Source organism: Terrisporobacter othiniensis, from assembly GCF_000808015.1.
GTDB classification, from domain to species: domain Bacteria; phylum Bacillota; class Clostridia; order Peptostreptococcales; family Peptostreptococcaceae; genus Terrisporobacter; species Terrisporobacter muris.
The window spans coordinates 1-19,875 of the sequence record NZ_JWHR01000113.1; the positions used below are offsets into that span (position 1 = coordinate 1).

Genomic DNA, 19,875 nt, shown 5'->3' on the forward strand with positions numbered 1-19,875 from the left:
AATTTATCCTTTATTTTTTATATTAAAAGAATTACTATTTCTTATAAGAAGAATTAAATATGAAAGGATTTTTAATAAAAATGAATAAATCTAATTGTTTAATTTGTAATAAAGAACTTGTATATTTTAATGAAAGTAAAAAAATGAAATGTTATTATTGTGATAAAGAATTTTACTCTACTACATCATGTGAAAATGGACATTATGTATGTGATATATGCCATAGCAATGATGCAAATAAAATAATTAAAACTTATTTAATAAACTCAAAAGAAAAAAATCCCTTTATAATGGCAAGATCTTTGGAATATCATCCATCCATAAAAATGCATGGCCCTGAACATCATTTTTTAGTTCCAGCAGTACTTACTACGGCATATTTAAACACAATAGGAGAAGAATATAAAAAGGGTGAATACTTAGATGAAATTGAAAAGAGAGCAAAGAATGTATTAGGGGGATTTTGTGGTTTTTATGGTGCTTGTGGAAGTGGTATAGGAAATGGAATTTTTATGAGTGTAATATTAAATGCTACACCATTATGTAATGAAGAATGGTCACTAAGTAATTTGATAACATCAAAAACTTTGAAAATAATAAGTGACTATGGTGGACCAAGGTGCTGTAAAAGGGTATCTAATATTGCTATGGAAACAGCTATAGACTTTATTGATGAATATTTTCAAGTGAAATTAGAAAAAGAAGAAAACTTTAAGTGTGAATTCAAAGAGTATAATAAGGAATGTATAAAAAATAGATGCAAGTATTTTAAATAAGTAAAATATACTTACATTAAGAGGTGATGTAAATGAGAATAGGAACTTCTATGTCAACTAAGAGACTAGATGAGGTTTGTGTTAATGAGTACAAAATTCCTCTAATAGTTATGATGGAAAATGCCATATTATCAGCAATTAAGCATTTAGATATGGATTTATATGATAAGTATATAGTTGTTAGTGGTGTAGGAAATAATGGTGGAGATGGTCTTGGAATAGCAAGACAATTAAAAGCTAGGGGGAAGGATGTAAAGGTATTTGTAGTTGGAAGTATGGAAAAAATCACACCATGTTCAAAAACCAATTTAGATATACTAAAGGCTATGAATATATCTTGTAGAACTTTAGATATAAAAGGAGAAAATATCAATATATTAGAAGAGTTAAAGACTAGTATAAAAAATAGTGATGTATTAGTTGACTGCATTTTTGGAACTGGTTTAGAAAGAGAAGTTAAAGGTGTTTTTAAGGATATTATAAATATTATAAATACAAATAAGAATTTAGTTTACTCTATAGATGTACCATCTGGAATAAATGCAACCACAGGTGAAATTTTAGGAGTATGTATAAAAGCTGATAAAACAATATCATTTGAGTTTTATAAAAGAGGTTTTTTAAAGTATGAAACAAAAGAATATATTGGAGATGTGGTAGTAGAGCACGTAGGAATACCTGAGCATATAATAAAAAAATATGATGACAATGAATATATTACATCGATAGATTTTGTTAAAGGTAATATAAAATCAAAAAACAAATTTAGTTTTAAAAACAATTTTGGTAAGGTTACTATATTCGCCGGATCAAAGGGATTTTCTGGAGCTGCATTTATTGCTAGTGAGGCGGCTATTAAAAGTGGCAGTGGATTAGTTACTTTAGTTTGCGATGAAGATATACAAGATATAATTAGTTCAAAAGTAAGTGAAGGAATGACTGCCAATTATAAAGAGGAAAATCGAATCAACAAATTAATTGAAACTTCTAGTGCCATAGGATTTGGGTGTGGAATGGGAGACAATAAATTAACATTAGAAAGATTAGAATATGTTTTAAATAAGAGCAACTGTCCTATGATAATAGATGCAGATGGACTAAATGTGCTAAAAAATAATATAAATATATTAAAGAAGTGTGAAAATAGGATCATAATAACGCCCCATTTGGGTGAGATGTCTAGATTAACAGGAAAGTCAATTTCATATATAAAAGAAAATAGACTAGATGTAGCAAAAGAATTTGCAAAAGAAAATAATATAATAGTTTTACTCAAAGGTTATGAGACTATTATCACCGATGGAAACATTTTATATATAAATCCAACTGGTAATAGCGCCATGGCAAATGGAGGTATGGGAGACTGTTTGCTTGGTATGATAACTTCTTTTATTGGGCAAGGGCTAGAAATATTTAATGCAGTAGTGTGTGCAGCATATATACATGGATACATAGGTGATATTTTATCTAAAAAACTATATACAGTAAATGCAACACAAATTATAAATGAAATTCCTAGTATTATGAATGAGTTTGATATTGAAATTAATTTGTAACTATTACCAATATTTATATTGTTATACTATTATAAAGAAAATGAATTTCTAAATGGAGAAGAGGGATATAATGAATACAGTGTGGTTAATTGTTGCAGTAGCATTTGGAATAGCTGAATTAATGACAACAAGTTTAACTTTAGTATGGTTTAGTATAGGGGCCTTAATTTTAATGGTTTTAAGTACATTTATAGAAAGCATAATAATTCAGATAGCATTATTTGCTGCTATTTCAATTACTTTATTAGTTGTATTTACAAAATACTTTGTGGATAAAGATAAAACCTATAAATATAACACAAATTTACAAGGTATAGAGCAAAAAACAGGTATTGTTAAAGAAGAAATACCTCAATATATGACAGGAATTGTAACATTGACAGGAGAAGATTGGACGGCTATATCTGAAGATGGTGAAAAAATTCAAGTAGGACAATTAGTTAAGGTAATAAGAATAGAGGGTGTCAAGTTAGTTGTAAAACCTGTTAACAATCAAGAAGAGAAGTAATTAATAAAATTAATTATAAATTTATAAAAAGGAGAAAAAGGTATGATAAAATTAGTAGTCATAATACTTATAGTAGTAGTTCTAAGTTTAAGTTGTGTAAAAGTCATTAAACAATCAAAAGTCGGTATAGTAATTAGGCTTGGTAAGTTTCACAAAAAAGCTGATACAGGAGTTCACTTTTTAATACCATTCTTAGATCAAATGGCTTATGTTATTGATTTGAGAGAAAATGTGGTTGATTTTCCACCACAGCCAGTTATAACAAAAGATAATGTAACTATGCAAATAGATACAGTAGTTTATTTCCAAGTTACAGATCCTGTTAGATATGTATTTGAAATATCAAATCCAATATCTGCCATAGAAAATTTAACTGCAACAACTCTTAGAAATATAATAGGGGAGTTAGATTTAGATGAAACTCTTACATCGAGGGATTTAATAAATACAAAAATGAGATCTATACTAGATGAAGCAACTGATAAATGGGGTATAAAAGTTAATAGGGTAGAGCTTAAAAACATAATGCCACCACAAGATATACAAGTTGCAATGGAAAAACAAATGAGAGCAGAAAGAGAAAGAAGAGAGTCAATACTTCAAGCAGAGGGGAATAAAGCAGCGTCAATACTTCAAGCAGAAGGAGAAAAGCAATCAGCGATACTTAGAGCAGAAGCTCAAAAGGAAGCAATGGTTAGAGAAGCAGAAGGAGAAAAACAATCTCGTATACTTAGAGCTCAAGGGGAAGCAGAATCTATAAGACAGATTGCTCAGGCCAAGGCAGAAGGTGAAGCAACTATAATTAAAAATGTATTCCAAGCAATGAAAGAATCTGACATTGATGATAATATGTTAGCTCTTAAATCTATGGAGGCTCTTGAAAAACTTGCAGAAAGTGATTCTACTAAACTTGTTCTTCCATCAGAAACAGTTAATTTCTTAGGTTCTTTTAAAGGAATTAAAGAAGTTTTAAGTAGCGATAAGAATAATAAATAATTAAACGAAGATACTCTAAAGACAATAGATCTTTAGAGTATTTTTTTGTCTTATAAAAAGTGTACAATTGGTAAAAAATATATGGAAATTTTTAATAAAGTGATATACAATTAATTTTAAAAAAAACTAATTGTTAATTTTAGTACGAATTATAACTAAAATTAACCGTTGTAAAAATTGAATAAAGTTAGTTAAAATTTTATAAAAAAAAAGGGGGATTTAGATTTTACTAGAAATATATAAGATGCAAAAAATTATCATTTGGGGGGATTAAGATTAAATATTTAGACATAATTACTAAAGAAAAAATAGACAAATTTATTTCAGGAAATTCTTTAGATAGTTATAAATTTCTTGGAAATCATAAAGTGGAATATAAAGGGGAAGTTGGAAATTCTTTTGCTGTATGGGCACCAAATGCAAAAGCTGTATATCTAGTGGGGGATTTTAATAATTGGAATGAAACATCCCATTCTTTAACAAACATGTATGATAGTGGTATTTGGTCAATATTTACTACAGATCTAGGGGAAGGGGAAATTTATAAATACAATGTGGTTGGATGTGATGGAGTAAGCCGATTAAAATCAGATCCATATGGTACATTTTCTGAATTAAGACCTAAAACAGCATCAGTAGTATATGAGGGAATAGATTATAAGTGGAAAGATAAAAAATATTTAGAAAAAAAGAATAAGATAATAACAAATAATGAACCTATGAATATATATGAGGTTCATCTAGGTTCCTGGAAGAGAAAATGGGACGGGGGGTTTTTCTCATTTGAAGAGTTATATGAAATGATTGATTATGCAAAAGATATGGGATATACACATATTGAGTTAATGCCTATAACAGAACACCCATTAGATATGAGTTGGGGATATCAGACTGTAGGGTATTATGCTACTACAAGTAGACATGGTAATCCTGATGAATTTAAAGCATTTGTAGACAAATGTCATGAAAATAATTTAGGAATAATATTAGACTTTGCATATAGTCATTTTTGTAAGGATGAGCACGGTTTATATAGATTTGATGGCTCTCCTCAATTTGAATACGAAGATCCATTAAAAGCAGAAAATTTAGGATGGGGAACGGTTCACTTTGATTTAGGAAAACCTGAGGTTAATAGTTTTTTATTATCAAATGTAATGTATTGGTTTAAAGAGTTTCATGTGGATGGTATTAGGGTAGATGCTGTTAGCTCCATATTATATTTGGACTATGATATAGGTGATTGGAGACCAAATAAATATGGAGGACGAGAAAATATAGAAGGAATAGATTTTCTAAGACGATTAAATGAAGTTGTTTATGAGAATATAAAAAATCCATTAATAATAGCTGAAGAATCAACATCATGGCCAATGGTTACATCACCTACTTATTTAGGTGGATTAGGGTTTAGTAATAAATGGAATATGGGGTGGATGAATGATACTTTGAAATACATGGAGATGGACCCTATATATAGAAAGCATCATCATAATTTAATAACTTTTTCATTTATGTATGCATTTTCAGAAAACTTTATTTTACCACTATCCCATGATGAGGTTGTTCATGGCAAAAAGTCATTGCTAGATAAAATGTCAGGAGATGAATGGCAAAGATTTGCAAGTTTAAGATTATTATATTCTTACTACATGATACATCCAGGTAAAAAATTATTGTTTATGGGAGGAGAATTTGGCCAAGGTCTTGAATGGAGATACGCCTATGGTTTGGAGTGGCAATTGCTAGATAGAGAACAGCATGCTAAAACAAAAGTTTTTGTAAAAGAATTAAATAATTTATATAGAAAAGAAAAAGCTTTATATGAAATTGATAATTCATATGAAGGATTTGATTTCATAGACCCTCATAATGAGGATCAAAGTATAGTTACATTAATGAGAAAAGGTAAAGATGAAGGTGAGTTTATTATAGGTATTTTAAACTTTACACCTGTAGTTTACTACGATTATAAGGTTGGAGTGCCTTATTTAGATATATATGAAGAAGTATTTAATAGTGACGATGAAAAATACTGGGGATCAAATCAAACTATGAAAAATACTGAGTTATATGCTATTGATAACAAATGGCATAATCAACCTTATCATATAAAAATAAAAGTACCGCCATTGGGAGCTACATTTATAAAACTTAAATCTAATCCAATAAATAATAAAAATGAGTAAATAAGAAAAAGTAATAAATCTACAAGTCTTATTAAATAAGTAATAAAGGCAAATAAGCTTAATGAATTATGGGAGTAATTGAACTTTAATAAAGGGGGAAACTGAATGAAACAAGAGATGCTAGCAATGATTTTAGCTGGGGGGCAAGGATCAAGATTAGGTGTTTTCACAAAAAGAATAGCAAAGCCAGCAGTATCATTTGGAGGAAAATATAGAATTATAGACTTTGTTTTAAGTAATTGTTCTAATTCCGGTATAGATACAGTTGGAGTACTTACACAATATAGACCAAGGATTTTAAATTCGCATATTGGAATGGGAAGTCATTGGGATTTAGATAGAATAAATGGAGGAGTTTATATACTTCAACCATATATGAGTGAAAAAGAGGGGCACTGGTATAATGGTACAGCAAATGCAATATATAAAAATATGAACTTTATAGATGATTATGATCCAGAATATGTATTAATTTTATCTGGAGATCATATTTACAAAATGGATTACAGCAAAATGTTGGAGTTCCATAAGGAAAAAAATGCAGAAGCTACAATTGCAGTTATAGAAGTTCCATGGGATGAGGCAAGTAGATTTGGAATAATGAATGCAGATGATGATAAAAAAATATATGAATTTGAAGAAAAACCTGAGAATCCTAAAAGTAATTTAGCTTCCATGGGTGTATATATATTTAACTGGAGAACATTAAAACAATATTTTTTAAGAGGAAGAAAAACTAAAGAATGTTTTGATGACTTTGGAAAAGATGTAATTCCAGCGATGTTAAAAGATAATCAAGAAATGTATGCATATCCTTTTAAAGGATATTGGAGAGATGTTGGTACTATACAAAGTTTATGGGAAGCAAATATGGATTTGATTAAAACTCCAGAAGCTGTGGATTTAAGCGATTCAAATTGGAGAATATATACAAATACGATGGATCTTCCACCACAATATATTGGACAAAATGCCAGTATAAAAGAAGCTTTAATAGCAGATGGTTGCTCAGTACTAGGAACAATTGATAATACGGTTTTATCACATAAGGTTGATGTTGGAGAGGGAAGCATAATCAGAAACTCTGTAATAATGCCAAATGTTACTATAGGTAAGAATGTAGTAATAGAAAAAGCAATGATAGCGGAAGGTGCAGTAATTAAGGATAATGCCGTGATAAAAAGTGATACAAATGAAATAAGTGTTGTGTCAGAGTATGAAGTAGTTAATGCTAAAGAAAAAGTTGAAGCTTAAAAGGGGGAGAAGATTATGAAAAATCAATGTATGGGATTAATTAACCTTGATAAAAAAGGCAATCCAAATATAAATATATTAAATTATGCAAGACCATTAACGTCTACTCCAATAGCTGGTAGATATAGAATTATAGATTTTGTTTTATCTAATATGGTTAATTCAGGTATTACTAATGTTGGAATCTATGCTAAAGAAAAATATAGATCATTAACGGATCACTTAGGAAGTGGAAAAGACTGGGATTTGAGCAGGAAAAAAGGTGGACTTTATATATTTAGTCCAGAAAATACTAAGTACAATAACAATTATGGATTTAGAACGGGAGATATATACTCTATACTAGCAAATATAGATTATATAGAAAAAAGTAAAGAAGAATATATACTTATTGCGCCAGGATATATGTTGTGTAGCATGGATTATAAAGAAGCTCTTAAATATCATAAACAATCAAAAAATGATATTACTGTTATATATAAACATATAACAAACGCAGATGAAGATTTTTTAGGGTGTATGACATTAAATATGGATAGTAATAATAGAGTTTTAAATATAGGTGGAAATATAGGAGCTTTCCCTAGTGCAAACATATCTATGGAAACTTATATTATGAAAAGAACTGATTTTATTAAATGTATATATAAAATAGCTAGTTTGGGAACTCATTCATATTTTGAAGACTATATAAAGAGAGAAATATCTAATATACAAGTTGGAGGATATGAGTTTAATAATTATTTAAAATGTATAAATTCTATTCAAAGTTATGCACAGGCAAGTAAAGAAATGTTAAGACATGATGTGGCAGCAGAACTATTTAATTCTGAAAGAAAAATATTTACTAAGGATAAAAGTCAAGCACCAACTATATACATGAAAAATGCTAATGTGAAAAATTCCTTTGTGGCAACAGGTTGTAAAATTGATGGAACGGTTGAAAACTGTACATTATTTAGAAAGGTTGAAGTAGGAAAGGGAGCTATAGTAAGGAACTGTGTAATAATGCAAAATTGCAAAATAGAGCCAGGAGTAGTTTTAGAAAATGTTATATTTGATAAAAATATTACAATCTCAAAAGGAAAAGAATTAAAAGGAGATAAGGACTACCCTATGGTCATAGAAAAAAACCAGAAGCTTTAAGAGTAAAAGGGGGAAAATAAATGAAGATACTTTATGTGACTGCAGAATGCTGGCCATTTGTAAAAACAGGAGGTTTAGGAGATGTTTCCTATGCCCTTCCAAAAGCTCTAAAAAAAGAAGGGGTTGATGTAAGGGTTATAATGCCGAAATACTCTACCATACCATCATATTTTAAAGACAAATTTAAACCGGTTGCAGAGTTTAGTGTAAAAGTAGGATGGAGAAATCAATATTGTGGTATAGAAAGCATGGAATTAGATGGTGTCACATTTTATTTTATAGATAATGAATTTTATTTTAAGAGGTCTGATCAACCAAGTATATATGGACATGGTGATGATCCAGAACGATTTGCATTTTTTAGTAATGCAGTATTATCATCTATGGAAAAATTGAATTTTTATCCAGATGTTATTAACTTAAATGATTGGCATACGGGGATGATACCATTATTGCTGAAAGAAGACTATGCTCATTTGAAGAAATATCAGGATATAAAGACAGTTTATACTATACACAATTTACAATATCAGGGCATATTTAATAAAGAAATAGTAGGAAATATTTTTGATATATCTTATGATCACTTTAATAATGGAAATATAGAATTTTATGGAGATATTAACTTTATGAAGGCTGGAATTGTTTTTGCCGATAAGGTTACGACTGTAAGTAAAACTTATGTAGAAGAAATACAAACACCTTTTTATGGTGAAGGATTAGACGGACTTTTGAAATCAAACTCTTATAAATTAGAGGGCATTTTAAATGGTATCGATTATGATTTAAATGATCCATCTACAGACAAAGCTATATTTGAAAAATTTGATGTAAATTGTATTCACAAAAAAGTAGAAAATAAAATAAAATTACAAAAAATATTAGGATTAGAAGTTAATCCAAATATTCCTTTAGTGGGGATTGTATCTAGATTAACTTCACAAAAAGGCCTAGATTTAATTAACTATATGATGCCTGAAATAATGAGAGAAAATTTGCAAATGGTCGTACTAGGTACAGGTGAGCATCAATATCAGTCTATGTTTAATTATTATAATTCAAATTTTAGTAACAAATTATCTGCAAGAATTACATTTGATAGCGCCTTTGCACAGCAAATTTATGCTGCATGTGATATTTTTCTGATGCCATCTTTGTATGAACCTTGTGGAATAGGGCAAATGCTTGCCATGAGATATGGTGCAATCCCAATAGTAAGAGAAACCGGTGGACTTAAAGATACTGTAACTCCTTATAATAAATATACAGGTGAAGGTAATGGATTTAGTTTCGCTAATTATAACGCTCATGAAATGTTCTTTACACTTCAAAAAGCAATTAGATTGTATCAAGATAAAAAGGTTTGGAATAACCTAATTATAAATGCAATGAATACAGATAATAGTTGGAAGAAATCTGCTCAAGACTATATAAGAATATTTAATGGCTTAATAAGCTAAAGGGGCGATTTAATGATTACAATAAATAAAAAGCGATTTAAAGAATATTTCAGAAGAAAAATGAATAATTTATATGCTCAAACCCTTGAAGAAGCAAGCAATGAAGAACTTTTTAATGTATTATGTTATGTTATAAAAGATATGATTTCAAGGGATTGGGAAGGCAGTAGAATATATGAAGAAAAAGCAGTATTTTATTTTTCTATAGAATTTTTACTGGGAAGACAATTAAAATCTAACCTATTAAATCTTGGATTTGAAGATACTATAAGACAAGGTCTAAATGAACTAGGAATAAATTTAGATGAAATAGTTGAAGCAGAACCAGATCCAGCTCTAGGAAATGGGGGGTTGGGTAGATTAGCCGCATGCTTTCTTGATTCTATGGCATCCGTTGGAATTAGTGGTCATGGATATGGAATAAGATATAAATACGGATTATTTGAGCAGAAATTTGTAAATAATTCTCAGGTTGAAGTTCCAGATAATTGGCTTATAAATAGTTCTTATTCATGGGAAACAGTTAGACCAAATAGGGCAGTATTAGTAAAGTATGAAGGAAAAATTGATATGGAAGAAGATGATGAAGGTAATCTAAGGGTTACCCACAAGAACTATATTCCTGTGATGGCAATGCCTTATGATATACCTATAATTGGTTATGAAAATGAATGCATAAACACACTTAGAATATGGAAAAGTGAAATACCAACAAGAGATTTTGGGAGGTCATCTCTATATGCTAAAAATCAAGCGGCTAGTTATGAGGATGCATTAAAATATAAGTATTATGCAGAAGAAATTTCTCAAACTTTATATCCAAATGATTCAAACTATGCAGGCAAATTGTTAAGGTTAAAGCAAGAATATTTCTTCGTTAGTGCAGGAATTCAAGATATATTTAGAAAATGTAGAAGATATAAAATTAAACCGCAAGAATTACCAAATAAAATTGCTATTCATATAAATGACACTCACCCAGCTTTATGTATCCCTGAAATGATGAGGATATTATTAGATGAAGAAGGATTATCTTGGGATGAAGCATGGAATATTACTACAAGGGTAATATCTTATACAAACCATACAATATTATGTGAAGCATTAGAAAGATGGTCGGAAGGTATAATGAAAAAGCTTCTACCAAGAATGTATATGATAATTGAGGAAATTAATAGAAGATATGTTAATGCTTTAAGAAAAAAAGGTTATGGTGAAGATAAGGTAAAAAGAATGGCTATTATGTATGATGGAGAAATTAGAATGGCTAATTTATGTATAGTTTCAAGCTATAGTGTAAATGGTGTAGCAGCTCTTCATACTAAATTATTAAAAGAAGAAGTTTTAAAGGATTTTTATGAAGAAGAGCCTTATAAGTTCAATAATAAAACAAATGGTATATCTCATAGAAGGTGGCTTATGAGTTCAAATCCAGAACTAGCTAATTTAATAACAGAATTGATTGGGAATAAGTGGATAAAAGATACAGCTCATTTAAAAGAATTAGAAAAATTTGTGGATGACGAGAATGTATTGAATAGATTAGAAGAGATTAAGTTTAACAATAAGGTTAAATTAGCTAACTATATAAAAGAAAATAATAATATATCAATAGATCCTAACTCCATATTTGATGTTCAAGTTAAAAGACTTCATGCTTATAAAAGACAACTTATGAATATTTTGCATGTACTTGCTTTATATCATGAAATACTAGATAATATGGATTTAGAGTTGGATATTCAGCCACGAACTTTTATATTTGGAGCAAAGGCAGCACCAGGATATTACTTAGCAAAATGTATAATAAAATTAATAAATTGTGTTGCTGATTTAGTAAACAATGACCCTAGAGTAAAAGACAAAATCAAAGTTGTATTTATAGAAAATTATGGTGTATCACTAGCTGAAAAAATAATTCCGGCAGCTAATGTGAGTGAACAAATATCAACTACTACAAAAGAAGCATCAGGAACTAGTAATATGAAGTTTATGATGAATGGTGCTCTAACATTAGCTACACTAGATGGAGCTAATGTGGAAATATGCCAACAAGTAGGCAAAGATAATATGTTTTTATTTGGACTTAGTGCTAAACAAGTATTGGATTATGACAAATATGGTGGATATTCATCTAAAGACTTGTATCATTCTAATAAGTGGCTAAGAAGAGTTGTTGATGATTTAGTTAATGGATTTATACCTGGCCTTGGAAAAGAAGGTAGGGAAATCTATGATGCATTAATAACTTATAATGATGAATATTTTGTTCTTAGAGATATTGATGAATATGCTGAGGCACAGCAAAGGATAAGTAATCTTTATAAGGATAAAATTAAGTGGAATAAGATGTCTCTTATAAATATTGCAAACTCTGGAATTTTCTCTAGTGATAGAACTATAAATGAATATATAGAAGATATTTGGTTTAAAGGGTGTGATGAGGATGTGCAAAACAATATCATTTAACTCCTGGAATGAATATTTTAAGGCTCCATTTGGAGCCTTAAAAGTTAATCAAGGAGCAGATATTAAGGTTAATACAAATATTAAGGTTAATACAAATGAAGAAGTATACAGTATTTATTTAGTAATAACAAAAGAAGATGAAAACTTAAATAGTGAAGAGATAAGACGAATTCCACTAATTAAAAAAGAGGAAAATATATATGAATGTAAAATAGAACCATTATTTATTCCAGCGATATATTATTATTATTTTGAAGTAGAAGTTAATAGTGATGGACAGAATAAGAAGAAATTTTATGGAAAAATAAGACAAAATGGAGAAGCTTGTGAATATAGTTTCGATAATTTAAATAAATATCAGTTAACAGTTTACGAAGAAAGTAAATCACCAACATGGTTTAAAGAAGGTGTTTTATATCACATATTTGTAGATAGATTTAACAACGGTAATAGAACCGGTAAGCCAAGCAATCCAAAGAAAAATAGTTTTATATATGCTAACTGGGAAGATGATCCTATGTATATAAAGGATGAAAATGGAGATATCATAAGATGGGATTTTTATGGAGGTAACCTTAAGGGAATTATTAATAAATTGGGATACCTTAAGAAACTTGGAATAAGTATTATATATCTAAGTCCAGTTTTTGAATCTTCTAGTAATCACAAATATAACACAGGAGATTATAAAAAGATTGATCCTATGTTTGGAGATGAAGAAATATTTTCAGAATTGATAGAAAAAGCTAATGCAAAAGGTATATCAATAATACTTGATGGTGTATTTAGTCATACAGGAGCTGACAGTATTTATTTTGATAAATTTAATAATTATGATAGTAAAGGTGCTTATAATAATGAAGACTCTATATACAGAAGTTGGTATACTTTTGATGATTCTAAGGTAGGTTACAAATGTTGGTGGGGAATTAAAGACTTACCAAACGTAAATGAATTAGAACCTTCATATATGAACTACATAATTAAAGATGAAGAAAGTGTTTTAAATAAATGGACAAAGATGGGAGTTAAAGGATGGCGACTAGATGTAGTAGATGAATTACCAGATGAGTTTTTAACTGAATTTAAAAAGGAGCTAAAAAAATCCGAAAGCGATTCCGTTTTGATTGGAGAAGTATGGGAAGATGCTTCCAATAAAATAAGTTATGGGCAACGAAGAAAATATCTCTTAGGTAAACAATTAGATTCGGCCATGGGATATCCATTTAGAAAAGGAATATTATCTTTCCTAAGAGGTGAGATGGCATCTTATGAACTTAATGATTTATATATGAATATAAAAGAAAATTATCCACCAGATGCATTTAAAGCTAACCTAAACTTATTGGGTACTCATGATGTAAGAAGGGTAAAAACAGAGCTTGATAATGACAAAGATATGATTAAACTTGCTGTATTAGCACAGATGACATTTGAAGGAGTTCCATATATTTATTACGGTGATGAGGCAGGCCTTGCAGGTGGTAAGGATCCAGATAATAGAAGAACTTACCCTTGGAAAAATGAAGATAATGAGATGATAGACTTCTATAGAAATTCTATTCAAACTAGACATAGGATAAAAGCTTTATTAAAAGGAGAAACTAATTTTATTTACACTAAGGATGATGATGTTTTTGCTTATGAAAGATTTATTGATGAGGATAGTTGTTTAATAATTATAAATAGAAGTGAAGAGTATAAATATATAGATTTTGATTTAGACTATGATTTATTAGATGAGATAGGAATAAAATACACACCAGGTGACTATGGAGTTACTTTAGAAAAGGAAAATGGGAAATTTGTAATAGATATTGAACCAAAATCTTTTATGATATTTAAAATGAAAAATATTACAAGGGAAGCATTTGAACAAGTATAGAAAAAATGTGTAGATTATTAATTTAATCTACACATTTTTCATCATTAAAATGGAATTTCGCTTTCACATATATTGTTATCAAAAACTTCGTCTGTAAAGATTTCTTCACTATTAAAAGTATTTTCAGTTTTTTTACTTTGTTTAGAATCTATAAATCTAAATGAATCACAATGGATTGTTATAGATTTTCTGTTTTCTCCATTTGTAGATAAATATTTATCTACTTTTATTTTCCCCTCAATATAAACCAATCTACCTTTGGCCATATATTCACTAAAAACCTCTGCTTGCCTATTCCATACTTCGCAGTTAATAAAATCAGTATCATGCTCTCCTTGAGCATTTTTATAACTTCTATTAACAGCCAAAGTAAATTTAGTTACAGCTATATTTTTTTCACCTAAATATTTCAGTTCTGGATCATGACATAATCTTCCTACTAATATGACCTTATTCATTAAAAGCCTCCTTGTATTAAAAGAATTATAAATATTAGTAAAATTATGGACAAACATAGGTTCGTATATACATATAGTTAGGAAAAAATTTAATTTTATGAACTGAAGAAAAAAATATGAAAGGGTGATATAATTAAAATAATAATGAACGTTAAAATCTATGTTAATTTGATAGAGAATTAAAAATAAGGGGTTTTATTATGAAAAAAGAAATTTATGAAAGTATAATAAAAAATAGCAAAATAGCTTACTTAATAATAAATTGTAAGATGGATAATCATAATAAATATATTGGCATAGAGGTACTTGAACAAAATAAAGAATTTGAGAAAATTTTTAAATTATTAACAGAAAATAATGTATTTGAAAAGGAAGTAACAGAATTAATAATAAATAATTGGATAAAGAAAAGTTTTAAAGGTGATGAACTTGATAAGTTTATAAAAGATGTAATAAAAACTGGTCATAGGAAGATAGAATACACAACTGAATTAAATGGTAGAAATTCAATCGTAGATATGTATTACTTAGAAGACTATTTTATGTTAATATATTCAATCGATTGTAATATAGGTCATAAGGAAGAAAACTTAAAAATATATAATTGGGCAAAAGACTTGAATGGAGTATATATTGATATACATGAAGGTTGTAATCACGACTTAAAACTAGGTAATAAAAAGAGCACTCTAGGAAAAAGAGATATAGATTTATGGGAAGAATCTGAAATTATTCAATTTAGAAATCAAGAGAATATTGTAATAGCAAATAAAAATGCAAAAACTTTTTATCAAACATTAACAAAAAAAGATGGTAATAAAATGTACTTAGAGTCAACTTTATGGCCCATCATAGATGATAATGATAATGTAATAGGAACTAGGGGCTTTAGTATAAAAATTAATGATAAGTTGATTTTTGAGAAAAGTTTAGAGCAAAATCAAGAAAATTTTAGGGAAATAACAAAATATTGTGACTCAGTATTTATTATTAGAGATGAAGAAAGAGCAACTTATATTAGTCCAGCTTTTAGAAATGTTTTTGAATCTAATCCAGATGATTTGTATAAAGATATTAGTAAATTAGATGATTATTTTAAACGAGTAGAAAGCAATGATTATAATATAAGTTACGAATTTGAATTTGATGAATGTAACGAAGGAACGGGAAAAGTAAAATTAGATAACGGAAAAGAAAAATGGATTTGGTATAAATTTTTACCAATAAAGGATTCTAAGGGAAATGTATCAAAAAGAGTAGGTATTTTAACAGATGTAACAGAAAAAAGAAAAGTAGAAGATGAGAAAAATCAACTTAAATTAGATTTTTTTGCAAATTTATCTCATGAGTTAAGAACGCCAATCAATCTTATATCAAGCACAATTCAGTTAATCAAACTAAATTTAACGAAATTATCACCACAAGAGGCTAATAAACTTTACAAATATATAGATATCATGGAAACTAATAGTTTAAGACTTGTAAGACTTATAAATAATTTATTAGATTCAACGAGAATTGATGCGGGATTTATAAGTTTTACTCCGATAAATGCAGATATAGTCAGATTTATAGAAGACATATGTGGCTCTATTGTAGAATTTATAGAATTTAATAATATGCACTTAATTTTTGACACTAATAAGGAAGAAGATATAGTTCTATTTGATCCAGATATTATAGAAAGAACGATGCTGAATTTATTATCAAATGCAGTCAAATTTAATAAAAAATATGGGAATATATATGTGAATCTATGTACTAAAGAAGATAAAATTATAATTAGCGTGAAAGATGAAGGTATAGGAATTCCAAAGGAAAAAGCTAATTGTATATTTGAAAGATTTGAGCAAGTTCAAAGTAAAGATAGAATAGAAAAACAAGGAAGTGGAATAGGATTATATTTGGTAAAATCTCTTGTTACATTGCACGGAGGAAGTATAAAGGTAAATAGTAAGGTTAATCAAGGGAGTGAGTTTATAGTGGTTATACCTAAACAAGTAATAAAAAACGGTGAAGAGTTTTTGATGAAAAAAAATGAAGAAGTTAGATATAGCAGAGCAAATATAGAGTTTTCAGATATATAAGAAATGAACACATTATTAATTTAAAAATTAGTAATGTGTTTATTTCTTTTCTTCTGAATGTTTTATAACTAATCTCATTAAAAAGAACACTGGAATAGTTGAAAAAATAGGAGCTATTATGGGAGCTATAGCTTCATCTAAATCTAATAGATTAACTAATGCCAATATAATTCCTAGATTTAGAGCATATTCAAATACATAAACTAAAAAACTAAGCAGGTATTTCTTTAAAGAATACTTTTGATCTTTAAATGTAAACTTGGAGTTTAAATAATAAGATGCAGTAATACTTATAATGCTTGTAGTAGTATAGGCAACTAGATAATTAATTTTGAAAACTAGATATAAAGTTAAATAAAATATTTGAGCTACCACAAAATTAGCAGTCCCAATAAGATTAAATTTTATATATTCTATAATTTTATCTTTATATAACTTTAGTTTATCTATAATTGTATTCTTAATAGTCAACACATCCTTTTAAAAAGTGATTATTTATATTTTATATTATTATTATGTTCATTGACAAAATAAATATAAAGAACTATATTTATTTTGTAGATATAGCTATTATTAGGGGGGAGTAGAAATGTCAAGTTGTAATTCGTGTCCATCAAATGGATCTTGCAATAAGGAACAATCAAGCTGTTTAGTTGAGAATAATCCACTAAATAAAATTAAAAAAATTGTAGGTGTTATGAGTGGTAAAGGTGGAGTAGGAAAATCTACAGTATCAGCATTAATAGCAAAAAATTTAGCAAAACAAGGGTATAAAGTAGGTGTATTAGATGCTGATATAACAGGACCTAGTATTCCAAGACTTTTGGGAGTGGATAAGCAAAGAGCAAGAGCAACAGAGGAATTTATATATCCAGCAGTAACAAAAGATGGAATAAAAGTAATGTCTTTAAACTTATTAATAGAAAATGAAGAAGAGCCTGTTATTTGGAGAGGGGCAATGGTTTCTAATGCAGTGAAACAGTTTTATACAGATGTTTTATGGGAAGAGTTAGATTACCTTATAATAGATATGCCTCCAGGAACAGGAGATGTAGCACTAACAGTTATGCAATCTATTCCTATAAATGGTATAGTAATGGTTACAGTACCTCAAGATATGGTATCAATGATAGTTACAAAAGCTGTTCATATGGTTCAAAAGTTAGATATAGATGTTATAGGTGTAGTTGAAAATATGAGCTACATAACATGTCCAGACTGTGGTAAGAAGATTCAAATATTTAATGGACAAAATAATAGAAAATTCCTTGATGATATGAATTTGGAACTTTTAGGACAATTACCAATGAATTCTGGAATAGGAAACGTATCCATAGGTATTTATAAGGATGGTGATGAAGAGGTAGAAGGATTATTTAATCCTATAGTAATAAATATGGTTAAATCATTAGAGAAAAAAGAAAAAGAAGTTTCAAATGTGTTTTAGGTATAAATAAGGAGTAAAAAAATGAAATTAGGAGATGTTTTTGTTTTTGGTGTTGATTTAGTATTATTTACATATTTTACTCAAATAGCACTAAATACCACAAGTATGACAATTAGAATAGCGGCATGTTTTGCTATGACAGCTGAAATATTCTTTATGAGACAACATTTAAAAATGATGAAGATAATTTCCAATAGAAGAGAAGATTAAAAAATACACAGTTCAATATATTGAACTGTGTATTTTTTTTTAGATTGATTAAAATCTATTGACATTCCAGTTAATGGAATGTTTATTATAATATTAGGAAGTACTGTGAGTATAAAAATAGTAAAATAAATGGGGGGAAAAATATGAGATTAAGTATGGTTGCAGATCATGCAAGATGGCCGAGGGAAAACGATATTATATTTAACTTGTCTGAAAGAGCTCAAAATGCAGAAAAAGAGATAGGTAAAGAAAATGTTGTTAATGCTACTATTGGTGCCTTAATGGATGATGAAGGAAAGTTAATAACTATGAGTAGTGTTTTTGAACAATTAAAATCATTGCCAAATAATGAAATATCTGCTTATGCTTCTATAGCAGGACAAGATGACTATAAAGAAGCTGTAAAAAAAGTTTGCTTTCAAGGAAATAATCCAGATGGATATGTAAGAGTTGTAGCTTCTCCTGGTGGAAGTGGTGCTATTAAGTTAGCAATGTGGAACTATACTAATCCAAATGATGTGATTCTAACTTCAGACTGGTATTGGAGTCCTTACGGAATTATAGGAGAAGAAGCCGGTAGAGGAGTTTCAAATTATAAGTTATTTAATGATGAAGGAAAATTTAATATGGAATCCTTTAAATCTAAATTTAAAGAAATTATAGATAAACAAGGAAACATATTTACAATAATTAATACTCCTGGTCATAATCCAACGGGTTATAGCGTGTCAGATGATGAGTGGGATGAAATATTAGACTTTGCAAAAGAAGTTGCAAAGGATGAAAGTAAAAAAATAGTTTTATTTATAGATGTTGCTTATATAGATTTTGTGAAAGATGATGTAGCAAGTAGAAAATTCTTTAAAAAATTTGGTAACTTACCAGAAAATATACTTACAATAGTTGGATTTAGTATGTCAAAAGGATTTACTGCCTATGGAATGAGAATGGGGGCAGCTATAGGAATATCTTCAAGTGAAGATATAGCAGAAGAATTCTACTATTCATTAATGCATTCTTGCAGAGCAAACTGGTCTAATTGTAATAGAGGGGCTATGTCTATTCTTTCTCATTTAATTGCAGATGAGAAAAAATATTCAGAATATAAAATAGAGAAAAATCAATATAAAGATATGCTTGTGAAAAGAGCAGAAGCTTTTGTACAAGGTGCAGAAGAAGTAAATCTTGAAATATTACCATACAGAGATGGATTCTTTGTAAGTATACCGTGCAATAATCCAAAGGAAATTTGCGAAGAGCTTACTAAAGAAAATCTTTATCTAGTTCCATTGAAGATGGGATTAAGGTTTGCTGTTTGTGCAGTATCGGAAGAAAAATGTAGGAAAGCACCAAAGGTTATAAAAGAAGTTCTTGAAAAAACTAAATCATTAGACACAACTTTAGCATAAAAAAACATAAAAATAAGGGGGACTA

Annotated in this window: 16 protein-coding genes; 14 read left to right on the forward strand and 2 right to left on the reverse strand. The window is 28.6% G+C overall.

Annotation, left to right across the window (positions count from 1 at the left end; all coding sequences use genetic code 11):
* Positions 1-59 precede the first annotated feature (59 nt).
* The 10 genes from QX51_RS13975 (at position 60) to QX51_RS14020 (ending at position 14,239) form a co-directional block, all read left to right on the forward strand.
* The gene (locus tag QX51_RS13975; RefSeq protein WP_242842747.1) at positions 60-776 is read left to right on the forward strand and encodes a DUF5714 domain-containing protein; all 717 of its coding nucleotides are present in this window, start codon (positions 60-62) and stop codon (positions 774-776) included.
* Positions 777-808: 32 nt separating this feature from the next.
* Entirely contained in the window at positions 809-2,332 is a 1,524-nt protein-coding gene (locus tag QX51_RS13980) for an NAD(P)H-hydrate dehydratase (protein WP_039680514.1), read from the forward strand.
* Positions 2,333-2,402: 70 nt separating this feature from the next.
* Positions 2,403-2,840, forward strand: a complete 438-nt coding sequence (locus QX51_RS13985) for an NfeD family protein (protein ID WP_039680515.1) — start codon at positions 2,403-2,405, stop codon at positions 2,838-2,840.
* 42 nt (positions 2,841-2,882) lie between these two features.
* Complete coding sequence (locus tag QX51_RS13990) at positions 2,883-3,836, forward strand: SPFH domain-containing protein (protein ID WP_039680516.1); 954 nt, start codon at positions 2,883-2,885, stop codon at positions 3,834-3,836.
* Positions 3,837-4,129: 293 nt separating this feature from the next.
* Positions 4,130-6,025, forward strand: coding sequence for a 1,4-alpha-glucan branching protein GlgB (gene glgB / locus QX51_RS13995; protein WP_039680517.1), 1,896 nt, complete (start codon positions 4,130-4,132; stop codon positions 6,023-6,025).
* A 105-nt stretch (positions 6,026-6,130) separates the two neighbouring features.
* Positions 6,131-7,279 carry a glucose-1-phosphate adenylyltransferase gene (locus tag QX51_RS14000; RefSeq protein ID WP_039680518.1) on the forward strand — a complete coding sequence of 383 codons (1,149 nt, stop codon included), beginning with the start codon at positions 6,131-6,133 and terminating at the stop codon, positions 7,277-7,279.
* Between the two features lie 15 nt (positions 7,280-7,294).
* Complete coding sequence (gene glgD / locus QX51_RS14005) at positions 7,295-8,425, forward strand: glucose-1-phosphate adenylyltransferase subunit GlgD (protein ID WP_039680519.1); 1,131 nt, start codon at positions 7,295-7,297, stop codon at positions 8,423-8,425.
* A 20-nt stretch (positions 8,426-8,445) separates the two neighbouring features.
* On the forward strand, positions 8,446-9,885 hold the full coding sequence (glgA, locus tag QX51_RS14010; protein WP_039680520.1) for a glycogen synthase GlgA: 1,440 nt from the start codon (positions 8,446-8,448) through the stop codon (positions 9,883-9,885).
* Positions 9,886-9,897: 12 nt separating this feature from the next.
* A complete protein-coding gene (locus QX51_RS14015; protein WP_039680521.1) occupies positions 9,898-12,354 on the forward strand; it encodes a glycogen/starch/alpha-glucan phosphorylase in 2,457 nt (818 codons plus the stop codon).
* The gene (locus QX51_RS14020; protein ID WP_039680522.1) at positions 12,332-14,239 is read left to right on the forward strand and encodes a glycoside hydrolase family 13 protein; all 1,908 of its coding nucleotides are present in this window, start codon (positions 12,332-12,334) and stop codon (positions 14,237-14,239) included. Before QX51_RS14015 ends, QX51_RS14020 begins: the two co-directional genes overlap by 23 nt.
* 44 nt (positions 14,240-14,283) lie before the next feature.
* Here the strand turns inward: QX51_RS14020 and QX51_RS14025 are convergent, their stop codons facing one another.
* A complete protein-coding gene (locus QX51_RS14025; protein WP_039680523.1) occupies positions 14,284-14,697 on the reverse strand; it encodes a single-stranded DNA-binding protein in 414 nt (137 codons plus the stop codon).
* A 200-nt stretch (positions 14,698-14,897) separates the two neighbouring features.
* On the opposite strand from QX51_RS14025, the gene QX51_RS19605 reads away from it, so the two are divergent.
* The gene (locus QX51_RS19605) at positions 14,898-16,784 is read left to right on the forward strand and encodes a PAS domain-containing sensor histidine kinase (RefSeq protein WP_052233066.1); all 1,887 of its coding nucleotides are present in this window, start codon (positions 14,898-14,900) and stop codon (positions 16,782-16,784) included.
* Between the two features lie 39 nt (positions 16,785-16,823).
* On the opposite strand, the gene QX51_RS14035 is transcribed toward QX51_RS19605, so the two are convergent.
* On the reverse strand, positions 16,824-17,255 hold the full coding sequence (locus QX51_RS14035) for a GtrA family protein (RefSeq protein WP_039680524.1): 432 nt from the start codon (positions 17,253-17,255) through the stop codon (positions 16,824-16,826).
* Between the two features lie 118 nt (positions 17,256-17,373).
* Between QX51_RS14035 and QX51_RS14040 the strand changes: the two genes are divergently transcribed.
* The 3 genes from QX51_RS14040 to QX51_RS14050 all read left to right on the forward strand — a co-directional run bounded on the left by QX51_RS14040 (position 17,374) and on the right by QX51_RS14050 (position 19,850).
* Positions 17,374-18,231, forward strand: coding sequence for an Mrp/NBP35 family ATP-binding protein (locus QX51_RS14040; RefSeq protein ID WP_039680525.1), 858 nt, complete (start codon positions 17,374-17,376; stop codon positions 18,229-18,231).
* Positions 18,232-18,252: 21 nt separating this feature from the next.
* Positions 18,253-18,441, forward strand: coding sequence for a hypothetical protein (locus QX51_RS14045; RefSeq protein ID WP_039680526.1), 189 nt, complete (start codon positions 18,253-18,255; stop codon positions 18,439-18,441).
* A gap of 143 nt (positions 18,442-18,584) precedes the next feature.
* A complete protein-coding gene (locus tag QX51_RS14050; protein ID WP_039680527.1) occupies positions 18,585-19,850 on the forward strand; it encodes a pyridoxal phosphate-dependent aminotransferase in 1,266 nt (421 codons plus the stop codon).
* Positions 19,851-19,875 lie beyond the last annotated feature (25 nt).

Coding starts and splice junctions, on each gene's coding strand:
- QX51_RS13975 (WP_242842747.1), top strand. CDS start 60: ATGAAAGGATTTTTAATAAAAATGAATAAATCTAATTGTTTAATTTGT.
- QX51_RS13980 (WP_039680514.1), top strand. CDS start 809: ATGAGAATAGGAACTTCTATGTCAACTAAGAGACTAGATGAGGTTTGT.
- QX51_RS13985 (WP_039680515.1), top strand. CDS start 2,403: ATGAATACAGTGTGGTTAATTGTTGCAGTAGCATTTGGAATAGCTGAA.
- QX51_RS13990 (WP_039680516.1), top strand. CDS start 2,883: ATGATAAAATTAGTAGTCATAATACTTATAGTAGTAGTTCTAAGTTTA.
- QX51_RS14000 (WP_039680518.1), top strand. CDS start 6,131: ATGAAACAAGAGATGCTAGCAATGATTTTAGCTGGGGGGCAAGGATCA.
- glgD (WP_039680519.1), top strand. CDS start 7,295: ATGAAAAATCAATGTATGGGATTAATTAACCTTGATAAAAAAGGCAAT.
- glgA (WP_039680520.1), top strand. CDS start 8,446: ATGAAGATACTTTATGTGACTGCAGAATGCTGGCCATTTGTAAAAACA.
- QX51_RS14015 (WP_039680521.1), top strand. CDS start 9,898: ATGATTACAATAAATAAAAAGCGATTTAAAGAATATTTCAGAAGAAAA.
- QX51_RS14020 (WP_039680522.1), top strand. CDS start 12,332: ATGTGCAAAACAATATCATTTAACTCCTGGAATGAATATTTTAAGGCT.
- QX51_RS14025 (WP_039680523.1), bottom strand. CDS start 14,697: ATGAATAAGGTCATATTAGTAGGAAGATTATGTCATGATCCAGAACTG.
- QX51_RS19605 (WP_052233066.1), top strand. CDS start 14,898: ATGAAAAAAGAAATTTATGAAAGTATAATAAAAAATAGCAAAATAGCT.
- QX51_RS14040 (WP_039680525.1), top strand. CDS start 17,374: ATGTCAAGTTGTAATTCGTGTCCATCAAATGGATCTTGCAATAAGGAA.
- QX51_RS14045 (WP_039680526.1), top strand. CDS start 18,253: ATGAAATTAGGAGATGTTTTTGTTTTTGGTGTTGATTTAGTATTATTT.
- QX51_RS14050 (WP_039680527.1), top strand. CDS start 18,585: ATGAGATTAAGTATGGTTGCAGATCATGCAAGATGGCCGAGGGAAAAC.